General features: G+C 68.9%; 9 protein-coding genes. 7 read left to right on the top strand and 2 right to left on the bottom strand.

Translation table 11 applies throughout. From position 1 onward, the window contains the following. Positions 1 to 179 precede the first annotated feature (179 nt). From SK854_RS39525 to SK854_RS39510, 4 genes are all read left to right on the top strand, one after another. Positions 180 to 3296 carry an AfsR/SARP family transcriptional regulator gene (locus SK854_RS39525; protein WP_319980257.1) on the top strand — a complete coding sequence of 1039 codons (3117 nt, stop codon included), beginning with the start codon at positions 180 to 182 and terminating at the stop codon, positions 3294 to 3296. Continuing rightward, complete coding sequence (locus tag SK854_RS39520; protein ID WP_319980256.1) at positions 3293 to 6001, top strand: AfsR/SARP family transcriptional regulator; 2709 nt, start codon at positions 3293 to 3295, stop codon at positions 5999 to 6001. Before SK854_RS39525 ends, SK854_RS39520 begins: the two co-directional genes overlap by 4 nt. A 62-nt stretch (positions 6002 to 6063) precedes the next feature. Next, entirely contained in the window at positions 6064 to 6219 is a 156-nt protein-coding gene (locus SK854_RS39515; protein ID WP_089909616.1) for a DUF6131 family protein, read from the top strand. A gap of 277 nt (positions 6220 to 6496) precedes the next feature. Next, the gene (locus SK854_RS39510) at positions 6497 to 7711 is read left to right on the top strand and encodes a mannosyltransferase (protein ID WP_319980255.1); all 1215 of its coding nucleotides are present in this window, start codon (positions 6497 to 6499) and stop codon (positions 7709 to 7711) included. Here SK854_RS39510 and SK854_RS39505 read toward each other — a convergent pair. After that, a complete protein-coding gene (locus SK854_RS39505; protein ID WP_319980254.1) occupies positions 7628 to 8530 on the bottom strand; it encodes a glycoside hydrolase family 88 protein in 903 nt (300 codons plus the stop codon). The genes SK854_RS39510 and SK854_RS39505 overlap by 84 nt on opposite strands. A gap of 155 nt (positions 8531 to 8685) precedes the next feature. Further along, positions 8686 to 8979: a 4a-hydroxytetrahydrobiopterin dehydratase gene (locus tag SK854_RS39500; protein WP_319980253.1), complete on the bottom strand. Its 294-nt coding sequence runs from the start codon at positions 8977 to 8979 to the stop codon at positions 8686 to 8688. A 137-nt stretch (positions 8980 to 9116) separates the two neighbouring features. Between SK854_RS39500 and SK854_RS39495 the strand changes: the two genes are divergently transcribed. From SK854_RS39495 to SK854_RS39485, 3 genes are read left to right on the top strand one after another with little or no spacing between them, the layout of a single operon-like run. After that, a complete protein-coding gene (locus SK854_RS39495; protein ID WP_406601884.1) occupies positions 9117 to 10115 on the top strand; it encodes a thiamine ABC transporter substrate-binding protein in 999 nt (332 codons plus the stop codon). Beyond that, entirely contained in the window at positions 10079 to 11698 is a 1620-nt protein-coding gene (locus SK854_RS39490) for an ABC transporter permease (protein WP_319980252.1), read from the top strand. The genes SK854_RS39495 and SK854_RS39490 overlap by 37 nt, the downstream gene beginning before the upstream one ends. Then, on the top strand, positions 11698 to 12651 hold the full coding sequence (locus tag SK854_RS39485; protein ID WP_319980251.1) for an ABC transporter ATP-binding protein: 954 nt from the start codon (positions 11698 to 11700) through the stop codon (positions 12649 to 12651). The genes SK854_RS39490 and SK854_RS39485 overlap by 1 nt, the downstream gene beginning before the upstream one ends. Positions 12652 to 12660 lie beyond the last annotated feature (9 nt).

Raw genomic sequence — 12660 nt, 5'->3', positions numbered from 1 at the left:
AGGAGATCCAGGTCCTCCGCGAACCACCCTTCCGCGCGAGGAGGACGCATCCGGTCAGGCAGCGCTGTCATGGCACGAAGTCAGCGGCCTGCAGAGCGGGGTCGCGTCGCAGACGGTGACATCGCGTCACGTCCGGCGCCCAGCGCGCGCCTCGGTGGGCGCACCTAGACTTCCGCGGTGTGAGAGCTGAGTACCGGTTGCTGGGACCGCTGGAGGTAGTGCTCGACGGTGAGCCCGTGCCGGTTCCCGCCGGCCGCGGCCGGGTGCTGCTCGCCACGCTGTTGTTGCGTGCCAATCGGTTCACGTCCGTGGACGAGCTGGTCGAACGGTTGTGGGAGGGCGCGCCACCGGATCTGGACCGGGCGCACAAGACGTTGCAGACGGTCGTCATGCGGCTGCGGCAGGCGCTCGGCGAGGCGAACTGCGTGCGGCACGAGCCCGGCGGGTACCTGGCCGAGATCGAACCGGAGCAGCTCGACCTGCTGAGGTTCCGCGCGCTGGTCGCCCGGCAGCAGTTCGGGCCCGCGCTCGCGTTGTGGCGGGGGCCGGTGCTGGGCAACGTCGCGTCGGAGTCTCTGCACCGCGACGAGGTGCCGTCGCTGGTGGAGGAACAGCTCGCCGCGCTGGAGCAGCGGATCGAGGCGGACCTCACGGCCGGGCGGTCGGTGGACCTGGTACCGGAACTGCAGGACCTCACCCGCAGGCATCCGTTGCGCGACCGCTTCTGGGGTCACCTCATGCTCGCCCTGTACCGGTCGGGGCAGCAGGCCGGTGCGCTCGCGACATATCGGCAGGTCAGCGAGATGCTCGCGGACGAACTGGGGATCGACCCGGCGCCCGCGCTGAGCGAGTTGCACGAGCAGATCCTGCGTGGAGAGGTCACGCCACCGAAGGAGAAGCGCGTCACGCCCAGGCAGTTGCCGCCGGATCTCGCCACCTTCGCCGGGCGCGAGGACGACGTGGAGCGGCTCGCGGCCAGCGATGCGAAGGTGCTGGTCATCACGGGTACCGGCGGAGTGGGCAAGACGTCGCTCGTCCTGCACTGGGCACACCGGATCGCCGGCCGTTTCGAGGACGGGCAGATCTTCGTGAACCTGCGCGGTCAGGACCCGGTGCGCGCGATGTCGCCGCAGGAGGCCCTGACGCTCGTCCTCAAGGGACTGCACGTCGAGTCCGTCCCGGTCGGCGTGGACGAGCAGGTGGCGCTCTACCGCTCGCTGGTCGCGGACCGGAAGTTGTTGCTGGTTCTGGACAACGCCGCGAACGCGGAGCAGGTGCGGCCGTTGCTGCCGGCGTCCACCGGAGCGCTCGCGATCGTCACCAGCCGTGGTGACCTGCGTGGACTGGCCCTGAACGACGCGGACCTCCTGCGGCTTCCGGCGCTGAGCGACGACGGGGGCATGCGGCTGCTGGAACGCGTGCTCGGTGAGGTCCGGGTGCGCGCGGAAGCGGACGCCGCCGCCTCGCTGGTGCGGCTGTGCGGCGGGCTGCCGCTGGCGTTGCGCATCGCGGCCGCGGATCTGCGCGCGCAGGACGGGACGACCATCGCGGACAAGGTCGCGCAGCTGGAGGGTGACCTGCTCGGCGAGCTGGCCGTGCCCGGCGATCCGGCGGCCGCGGTCAGCGTCGTCTTCGACGAGAGCTACTCCGCGCTGTCGGAGGACTCGCGACTGGTGTTGCGTCGGCTCGGCGTGTTGCCCGGCGTGGACTTCGACGCCGACGAAGCCGCCGTGATCGCGGGTCTGCCCGATGCCCGCCGTCATCTCAATCGGCTCGTGGCCGTTCATCTCGTCGAGCAGCGCGACGGCCGCTTTGCCCTGCACGACCTGCTGCGCGCGTACGCGAGGGAACGGTGCACGAGCGAGGAGGTCGACGAAGCCATCAACCGGCTGTACGACTTCTACCGCCGCATGACCGACGACGCGGCCGAGTTGTTGTTCCCGGACCAGCGGCGGTTCCCGCTCGCCACCACCACGACCCAGCTGCCGGACGTGGTGCTGAGGACGTCGGAAGAGGCGTTCGCGTGGATGACCGCCGGATACCAGAACCTGTTCTCGGCGGTGGCGCTCGCGACCGAGCGGGGTGACCACTGGCCCGCCAACGAGATCGGCGCTGTGCTCGGCGCCCACTGCTACGAGACCCGCGACGACGCGAACTGGTCGGCGTTGTGCGAGGTGCGCAACCGCGCGGCCCAGGAGTCGGGCGAGGACGTGCTGATCGCCTCCTCGGACATCGCCACCGCGATCTACACCTTCAGCCAGGGGGACTTCGCGCGGACGAAGCAGCTCGCCCAGGCGGCGCTGGACCGCGCCCTCCTGACGGGCGATCTGCCGATCCAGGCGTCCGCGCACAACGTGCTGGGCGCGTTGACCCGGCACGCGGGCGACGCGGCGGCCTCCCTGCACCACCAGCGGCAGGCGCTCGCCATCCACGAGCAGACCGGCTCGGTCGAGGGGCAGGCGATGGTCCTGGTCAACATGGCCACGATCTCGTTCCACGTCCCTGATCTCCTCGGGGCCGAGCGATCGCTGCTCAGGGCGTTGGAGCTCAGCGGTTCACCCGGCCTCCGAGGACACGCGCACGCTTCGCTGACCAGCATCTACATGGAGCTGGGAAAGCTGCCTGAGGTGATCGCGCACCACGAGGCCCACGTCGCGTTGCAGACCGAGCTCGGGAGCACGCGGCGGTTGACGATGGGAGCCACCACCGCTGTTCGGGCGACACTGGCGCTGGGCGAGGCCGACGAGGCCTTCGATCGCCTGATCGACCTTCTCGACGAGATGCGGACGACGGTCGGAGTGGAGGAGGAGTTCGACACCTGGAACACGTTGGCGGACTTGCTCGACGACAGCGGTGCGCACGAGGACGCACTGGCCGTCGCGCAGGTGGAGCTCAAGCTCGCCGACCGGGAGTTGATGGTTCACCAGCGGATCACCGCGGACTGGCACGCCGCGCGGGCGCATCGCAAGCTCGGCGACTACGAGGCCGCGGCACGCCACCTGGACGAGATGCGTGCCCGCATCGGCGGCGACTACGCCTCGACCGCCGGAGACGAACTCAGGGAACGAGCGCTGCTGCACCTCGCGCTGGGCGAGACGGAGGAAGCGCTGCGGTGCGCGGAGGAGGCCGTCGCCACGAACCGGCACCATCACCAGCGGTACCTGGAAGGGCAGTCGCTCGAAGCACTCGCGACCGTGCGCCGTGGCACAGGTGACGAGGAAGGCGCGGCGGCCGCGGAAGCGTTGGCCACCAACGCTTACCGGGACTGCGGCGTGCCGGTAGGTTCGTCCGGATGACCGTCGAGTACCGCGTCCTGGGGCCGTTGGAAGTGCTCCTCGACGGCGAGCCTGTCGCTGTTCCCGCAGGTCGCGGACGCGTGCTGCTGGCGACGCTGTTGTTGCGCGCCAACGAGTTCGTGTCGGTGGACGAACTGGTGGAACGGGTGTGGGACGGCGAGCCGCCCGCCCCCGACCGGGCACACAAGACGTTGCAGACGGTAGTGCTGCGGTTGCGGCAGTCTTTGGGGGCCGCCAACTGCGTCCGCACGTCGTCGCGCGGTTACACAGCCGAGGTCGCTCCCGGACAGCTCGATCTCGCCCGATTCCGCGAGCTCGTCGCGCAGGGCGAGCACCGTGCCGCGCTGGAGCTGTGGCGTGGCCCGGTGCTGGGCAACGTCACGTCCGAGTCGCTGCACCGCGACGACGTGCCGCGACTGGTCGAGGAGCAGGTCGTCGCGCTGGAAAGCCGCATCGACGAGGATCTGGCCCGGCCCGCCGACCTGCTGGTGCCGGAGCTGTGGTCGCTGGTGCGGCAACACCCGTTGCGCGAGACGTTCTGGGCTCAGCTGATGCTCGCGCTGCACCGCGCGGGCCGGCAGGCCGAGGCGCTCTCGGCGTACCAGGAGATCCGCGGGCGGCTCGCCGACGAACTGGGTGTGGACCCCGGCCAACGGCTGCGCGAGGCGCACGCGCAGGTCCTCAGCGGTGAGACGCCCGCCTCGCCGGTCGTGCCCCGGCAGCTGCCGCCCGCCTATCGGCACTTCGCGGGCCGTGAGCACGAGCTGGCGCGGCTGACCGAGATCGCCGGGGCGCGCCCCGGCGAACCCGTGCTGATCTCCGCGATCAACGGCATCGGTGGCGTCGGCAAGACGGCGCTCGCGGTGCAGTGGGCGCATCAGGTCGCCGACCGCTTCCCCGACGGGCAGCTCCACGTCAACCTGCGCGGCTTCGACCTGCGCGCCGAGCCGCTCGACCCGGTCGCGGTGGCACGCGACTTCCTGGTGGCGCTCGGTGTGCCTGGGAACGAACTGCCGGGGTCGGACGAGGCGGTGCTCGCCGAGTACAGGTCGCTGCTGGCACGACGCCGCGTTCTGGTGGTGCTGGACAACGCCAGGGACGTGGAGCAGGTGCGCCCGTTGCTGCCCGGTGGGGCCGGCAACCTGGTGCTGGTCACCAGCCGCAACCGCCTGAGCGGTCTCGTCGCACGTGAGGGTGCCCAGCCCGTCGCGCTGGACGTCATGGACGAGCGGGCCGCGATCGACCTGCTGACCGAACGGATCGGCGCGGCACGGACCGCGGCCGAGCCGGACGCCGTCGCGCGGCTGGTCAAACGGTGTGCGGGCCTGCCGCTGGCGCTGGGCATCGTGGCTGCCCGCGCGGCCTACGGCGACCCGCTCACCGCCCTCGCGACAGAGCTGGAGCAGGAACGGCTCGACGCACTCGACATCGACGACCCCACCACCGGCGTCCGCCACGTCTTCTCCTGGTCGCTGAGGTCCGTCAGCGAGGCCGCTGCCCGGTTGTTCGTGATGCTCGGCAGTCATCCAGGCCCGGAGTTCACGGTCGAGGCCGCCGCAAGCCTCTCCGCGGTGCCACGAGCGGAATCAGTGCGTGGGCTGAACGAACTGGTGGCGGGCAGTCTCGTCACCCGCACGCACACCGGCCGGTTCTTGCTGCACGACCTGTTGCGGGACTACGCCGCCGAGCGTTTCAACGAGTTGTCGCGGGAACGGCAGGCCGAGGCGCAGCAGCGGATGTTCGACCACTACCTGCACACCTCGCTGGACGCGAACCTGCGGATCGAGGTCAAGGTCATCTGGACGCCACTGGCACCGCCGTCGCCGGCAGCCGTGATCGTCCCGATGCCGGACACCCGGGCGGCGAGGAAGTGGTTCCGGGTCGAGTACCCGGTGTTGCTGGGCGTCCTGAGAGAGATGGTGGCCGCGGGCGCGGACGACCTCGTGTGGCGGTTGGGCTACACGCTGCATCTGCCCCTGTTGCGCTCAGGAATGCTGGTCGACGCCGAGGAAACGGAGTTGCTCGCGCTGGATGCCGCACGACGACGGAACGACATCCTCGGGCAGTCGCGTCTCCACCGCTCGCTCGGAGGGGTCTACATCGCGAAACAGATGTTCTTCGAGGCAGAACTCCACCTGCAGTCGGCTCTGCGACTCGAGGAGGAAAGGGGCAACGTCAACGGGCAGGCTGACGTCTCCCGCGGGCTGGCACACGTGTACGAGAAGCTGGGGCAGGCCGATCGCGGCCTGGAGATCCTGAGTCGCGTGCACCCGAGGATCGCCGAGCTGAGCGAGTACCAGCGAGCCTGCTACCTCGAAGCGTATGGCAGGGCCCACCACCAGGCCGGTGACCGGGAGCGCGCGATCGAGCTCTGTCTGGAAGCGAAAGCCTTGTTCTTCGAGGTGAAACGCCAGAGCATGCCCAGCGCGAACAACTTCGAGACGCTGGGGGACGTTCATCTGGAGCTGGGCCGGTACGCGGAGGCGGTGGAGAACTACCACGCATCCGTCGAGGTGCTGCGGGCGCTGGAGCACCGCCAGGCTCTGGGGGACGCGATCGTTCGTCTGGCAAGGGCGCACATCGCGGCAGGGGAACCCGCCGTGGCCCAGGAGCAGCTCACCGAGGCGTTGGCGCTGTACGAGGAGTTCGGCCGGGCCGAAGCCGCTGAGGTGCGGGAGCTGATTGCATCGGTGACAAATGTATGAAGCGAGGTTTGTACCGACCCCCGTGGGGTAATCCAGAAAAGGATTCCCCACCTGGAGGTGTCATGATCGTCCTCGGTCTTATTTTGCTTGTCGTCGGGTGGCTGATGGGTATCAGCATCCTGACGACCCTGGGAGTGGTGCTCCTGGTGATCGGCGCGATCCTCGCCGTGTTGGGCGCGGTCGGCAAGCCGATCGGCGGACGGGCGCACTACTTCTAAACGCGCACCAGGTCACCGTTCCTCCCCTCGGAAACGGTGAAGGGGGAGCCTCCTTTGTGGAGGCTCCCCCTTCTGCTCGTCTCACAAGGTTTTACACGTTGTTCTTGGCGCGTGCGGCAGCGGCGAACACTCCGAACGCGACCCCCAGCATGGCCAGAGCGGCGACAGCGGCAACTACAAGATCAACAGACATGACCAGAAAACTCCCTCTTGCGATCTCTCCCGTCCTAATGACGCCGGGGTACCCCGTTTCGTTGCCTCGGGTAACGTTTTCGGGGTGAAACTCCGTGCTGTGGAAGCGCGTGTGCTCTCCGTAGCACCGTGGCTGCTCGCGTTGTCGGTCGCCGGGCACCTGTTCATGGTCGCGTTCCAGGCGAAGATGACCATGATCGACCTGCTGGTGTACCGCAACGGCTCGCCGCACCTGTTCTCCGGCGACCTCTACGAGTGGCGGCTCGACCAGTACGCGGACGTGTTCCCGCTGCCGTTCACCTACCCGCCGTTCGCGGCCGCGATCTTCACGCCGATGAGCTGGGTGCCGTGGGAGGCCTCGCGCTGGATCTGGCAGCTGCTCTGCCTGGGCTGCCTCTACTACATCGTGCGCACCAGCCTGAAGCTGCTGAAGCTGCAGGACCCGCGCCGCGCCATGATGTGGACCGCGCTGACGCTGTGGATCGAGCCGGTCCGCACCACGCTCAACTACGGACAGATCAACCTGGTGCTCGTCGCGATCCTGATCGGCACGCTCGCCAGCGCGCGCAACTGGGTCGGCGGCGCCGGTGTCGGTTTCGCCGCGGGCATCAAGCTCACGCCCGCGATTTCCGGGCTGTACTTCCTCATTCAGCGTCGATGGATGGCCGCTGTGTGGTCGTTCGTCGCTTTTGTCGTGGTGTACGGCATCGGCTGGGCCATCTCACCGTCCCAGTCGGACAAGTTCTGGTTCCAGCTGCTCGGTGACGCGAGCCGCGTCGGACCGGTCGGCAGCGCGATCAACCAGTCGCTGCGCGGTGCTCTGAGCCGCACGGTCGGTTACGACGTCAAGACCGGGCCGATCTACATCGTCGCCGTGCTCGTCGCGGCCGCGCTGACGTGGTTCGCGGTCAGCAAGACCAAGGACGCGCTGGCGTTGATCGTCAGCGTCCAGATGCTCGGCCTGCTGGTCTCGCCGATCTCGTGGAGCCACCACTGGGTGTGGATGGTGCCCGCCCTGTTGTGGCTGATCTACTCCGGCGGTCACCTCCTGTGCAAGATCACCGCCGGCCTGTGGGTGCTGCTGACCGGCGGCTACCTGATCTCGTTCCTGCTGCTCGCCCAGCCGAACATCTGGGACTTCCCGCGGCCCTGGGTCTTCGTGGTGCTCGGCTGGGGCTATCCGGCCGCGGGCCTGCTCACGCTCGTCGCGATCGGCCTAGCAACCAGGCGTGAGAGGGACGAGCTGCTGCCCCGCGATGAGGAAGCTGCCCACGGCGAACCCACCGGTGTCACCGGCTGACGCGGGCTTCCACGAGTTGCGGGCCGCGACCCAGCCCAGCGTTCCGTCGGCGTCCAGCGCGGTCAGGAGGGCCTGCCAGCCCTTCTGGACGTGCGGCAGGTAGGTCTCCCGGTCGAGCACGCCCGCGTTGATGCCGGCGGCGATCGCGTAGGTGATCATCGCGGTGGCCGCGGAGTCCTTGCCCGTGGCGCCCCAGAAGCCGTCGTGGCGCTGCAGGAACTTGAGCGTCTGCACGCTCTTGCGCAGCGTCTTGGCGTACTCGGCGCGGTACGGGTGGTCGGCCGGCAGCGCGAGCATCGCCTTGGCCAGGCCCTGCACGGCCCAGCCGTTCGTCTGCGCGTTCAGGCTCCACAGGCCCGTGAACTCGTTGAACGTCCGGGCCTTGAGGCTGCGGTACGACTTGAACGAGTAGTCGAGCATGGCCTGGTCGTGGTCGGCCACGGCGACGCGGGTGAACGACGGCAGCGCCATGTTCAGCGCGTCCGGGGACTTCCAGTAGTGCGTCTTCCCGTCCTTCACCTGGGCGCGCAGGTTGTCGCGCAACGGCTGCAGCACCTCGGGCTCCGGGTGGAAGTACGCCACGTCGAGATAAGGCTCACCGGTCGACTGGGCGTCCGGGGCGAAGGGGTTCGCCGGGTCGACCGGCAGCAGGTACTTGTTCGCCTGCACCCACGGCCACGTCTTGTGGTTGCTGATCCCGGTGGTTCGCACCTGGGCGAGGTTGCCGACGTGGAAGTTCGCGTTGGACCAGTTGTTCGCCGCGAGATCGGGGCCCTTGGTGACCCACGTCGCGCTGGCCTTGATCATCGTGTCCGTCACGGCACAAGGTACGGCCTGAGCGGCCGTGGGGATGATCAAGAGACTGCCAGCCAGCGCAACGGCGAAAACAACAGTGTTGAATTTTTTGGGCAGCAACCGCATGAGGGTGTTCCCTCTCATTTCCGCGGGCGGCGGCAGCGCACATCTTGACCGAATCAGCTCATGGCGTCCAGGACCCCGTCGATTTCCTCGGCGAGGGACACGTCGAGCGCGGTGATTCCTCCCTTGTAGTGAGTGCTCAGGCGGAATGTCAGCGTCTTGTAGCGGATGTCGATGTCCGGGTGGTGGTTGTCGTTCTCGGCGATCTCCGCGATCCGGTTCACGACCATGATCGCGTGGGAGAAGCTCGCCAGCTCCACGGTCCGGACCAGCGCCGCGTCCTGGGCACCCCAGTCGGGCAGCTTGGGCAGCACGTCGTTCAACTGATCGTCGCTCAACAGCTCGGCCATGTCCTGATCGTCCCACCACGTCACGTAGGCTGCGCGTTGCCACGGGAGTCCGGTGAAGCGCCGGGCTGAGAGGAGGGCTCGCAAGCCCTCGACCGTCCACCTGATCCGGGTCATACCGGCGTAGGGAGAGATTTGACGTGAGAAAGATTTTTGCTGTTTGCGCTGCTCTGGTGCTGACCGGTTGTTCGGCCGGTACTTCGACCGCGCCGCAGACGCACGAGGTCACATTGGTGACGCACGACTCGTTCGTCGTGAAGCCCGAGGTTCTGGACGAGTTCCAGAAGTCCTCGGGAATCACCGTGAAGCAGATCGCGAGCGGTGACGCGGGCGAACTGACGAACAAGCTGGTGCTCACCAAGGCGAACCCCATCGGCGACGTCGCGTTCGGCGTCGACTCGACGTTCGCCTCGCGGGCGCTGGCGGAGGGCGTGTTCGCCGAGTACGCCTCGCCGGAGGCCTCGAAGGGCGCTCAGCGGTACAAGGCGGACGAGTCGAACCGCCTGCAGGCCGTCGACGTCGGTGACGTGTGCCTGAACATCGACCCGGCCAAGCTCGGCGGTGTCGAGCCGAAGTCGTACGACGACCTGGCCGACCCGAAGTTCAAGGACAAGCTGGTCGTCGAGAACCCGGCCACGTCCTCGCCCGGTCTCGCGTTCCTGCTCGGCACGATCGCCAAGTACGGCGAGAACGGCTGGCAGGACTACTGGACCAAGCTCAAGGCCAACGGCGTCAAGGTCGTGAGCGGCTGGGAAGAGGCCTACAACCAGGAGTTCTCCGCCACCAAGGGCGACCGGCCGATCGTCGTGTCGTACGCGTCGTCGCCGTCGGCTGAAGGCGGCAAGACCAAGGCCGTGCTGGACACCTGCTACCGCCAGGTCGAGTACGCGGGTGTGCTGTCCGGGGCCAAGAACACCGAGGACGCCAAGAAGGTCCTCGACTTCCTGCTGGGCGAGAAGTTCCAGGCCCAAGTGGCCGAGCAGATGTACGTCTACCCGTCACGTGAGGGTGTCGCGCTGCCCGAGTCGTGGGCCAAGGACGCGCCGTTGCCGCCGAACCCGCAGACCCTGCCCGCGGACAAGGTGAAGGACAACCGCGAAGCATGGGTCGAGCAGTGGCGCAAGCTCGTGCAGGGCTGAGTTCCCGCACGGGGTGGTCGGCGGCGGCGCTGCTGCCGCTGGCCTTCCTGGGTTTGTTCTTCGCGTGGCCCGTGCTGGCGATCGTGTCGCTCGGGTTGCGCGAAGGGGGCGTGGTCGCCGCGCTCGTCGACGGCGACACCTGGGAGCTCGTCGGATTCACCCTGGGGCAGGCCCTGGCGTCGACGGTCGTGGCGGTCGTCGCCGGGATGCCGCTGGCGTTCGTGCTGGCACGGTGCCGGATTCGCGGGCTCGGCGTGATCCGGGCCGCGGTGATGGTGCCGTTCGTGCTGCCGACCGTGGTGGTGGGCCTGGCTTTCCGGACGTTCTGGCCGGACGGCGGGGTGTTGCCGATCGTGCTGGCCAACGCGTTCTTCAACGTGGCCGTGGTCGCGCGGACCGTCGGTGGGCTGTGGGCGCACACGGATCGACGGGCCGAGGACGCGGCCCGGGCGCTTGGGGCTTCACGGCCGCGAGCGTTCGTGTCGGTCGTGCTGCCGGCGTTGGCACCGGCGATCGGGTCGGCCGCGGCGGTCGTGTTCCTCTTTTGCGCCACGAGTTTCGGCGTGGTCCTGGTGCTGGGCGGGTCGCGGTACCGGACGTTGGAGACCGAGATCTACCTGCGGACGGTCGAGCTGTTCGACCTGTCCGGGGCAGCGGCTCTGTCGTTGTTGCAGTTCCTCGCCGTGCTCGCGGTGCTGGTGCTGGGCGCCCTGGCACGGCGGCGACGCGAGACCGCGCTGGCGTTGCGGGGCAGGGAAGAGCTGGCGCGACGACCGTCCGGCGGCGAGTGGTACGTGGTCTTCGCCGCCTTCGCCGTGGTGGTGGCGCTGCTGACGCCCGTGGTCGGGCTGGTGACGCGGTCACTGTCCACTCGGGACGGCTGGAGCTTCGCCGGGTACGTGGCGCTGAACTCCCGTGGCGACCGCGGCACGTTGGCGGTGACCGGGATCGACGCCGCGGTGAACTCGCTGCGGACGGCCTTCGACGCGACTCTCGTGGCGTTGGTGGTCGGGGTGTTCTCGGCGGTGGTGCTGGTCGGGTTGCGGCGGTCGGGGAGTCGCGTCTCCGAGGTGCTCGACACCGCGCTGATGCTGCCGCTCGGGGTGTCCGCGGTGACGGTCGGTTTCGGCTACCTGATCACGATGGACGCGTTGCCCGGCGACTTCCGCACGTCGCCGATGCTGGTGCCGCTGGCGCAGGCGTTGGTGGTCACGCCGTTGATCGTGCGGATGGTGCTGCCGGTGTTGAGGGCCGTCGACGAACGGCTGAGGCAGGCGGCGGCGACGTTGGGCGCCTCACCGTTGCGGGTGTGGCGAGAGGTGGACCTGCCGCTGGTCGGGCGGTCGCTGGTGGCGGCGGCCGGGTTCGGGTTCGTGGTGGCGCTGGGGGAGTTCGGCGCGACGAGCTTCCTGGCCCGCCCGGACGCGCCGACGCTGCCGGTGGTGATCGCGCGGCTGATGTCGCGGCCGGGGGAGTTGAACAGCCAGATGGCCTATGCGGCGTGCGCGTTGCTGATGGTCGTGACGGTCGGGTGCGTGCTGCTGATCGAGCGGTTGCGCGTGCCGAGCAGCGGGGAGTTCTGATGGCGCTGGAACTGGACTCGATCACCGTCCGCTATGGACAGACGGCCGCGGTGTCGGACGTGTCGCTGTCGGTGGCGGACGGCGAGGTCGTCGCGTTGCTCGGGCCGTCGGGGTGCGGGAAGTCGACGTTGCTGCGCACCGTGGCGGGGCTGGAGAAGCCTTCTGCCGGCGCGGTCCGGTGGGATTCCTCGGACCTGGCCGGCGTTCCGGTGCACCGGCGCGAGTTCGGGCTGGTCTTCCAGGACGGGCAGCTGTTCCCGCACCGGACGGTCGCCGGGAACGTGGCCTTCGGCCTGCGGATGAAGAAGGTCGAACGCGAGACGCGGGACAAGCGCGTGCTGTCGCTGCTGGAACTCGTCGGGCTCGAAGGCTATGCCGACCGCCGGGTGACGCAGCTGTCCGGCGGCGAGCAGCAGCGAGTCGCGCTGGCACGGGCGTTGGCGCCGTCACCGCGGTTGTTGCTGCTGGACGAGCCGTTGTCGGCGCTGGACCGGGCGTTGCGCGAACAGCTCGCGGTCGACCTCGCCCGGCTGCTGCGGGAGGCCGCGACGACGGCCCTCGTCGTGACGCACGACCACGACGAGGCGTTCACCCTGGCCGACCGCGTGGCGATCATGTCGCGCGGGCGGATCGTCCAGGTCGGGCCGCCTGCCGAGGTGTGGTCGTCGCCGGTGGACGTGGAGACCGCGAAGTTCCTGGGGTGCAGCAAGTTCGTGCCGGGGTCGTTCGTGGGGCTCGACGTCGAACGGGTCGGGCTGCGGGCCACAGCGCTTCGGGTCTCCTCGGACGGCCTGCTGGAGGGCACGGTCGTCGAGCGGGTGCACCGGCGCGATCACGTGCGGCTGCTCGTGGAGATCGACGGCGAGGAGTACGAGGCCGTGGGACCGATGACCGAGATCGGGGACCGGGTCCGGCTCGAAATTGACTTGGACGGCGTCGCCCGCATCGGTTGACTGTGAGTC

The organism is Lentzea sokolovensis (genome assembly GCF_033949975.1).
Lineage (GTDB): Bacteria > Actinomycetota > Actinomycetes > Mycobacteriales > Pseudonocardiaceae > Lentzea > Lentzea sokolovensis.
This window is presented reverse-complemented; position numbering and strand designations above follow the sequence as displayed.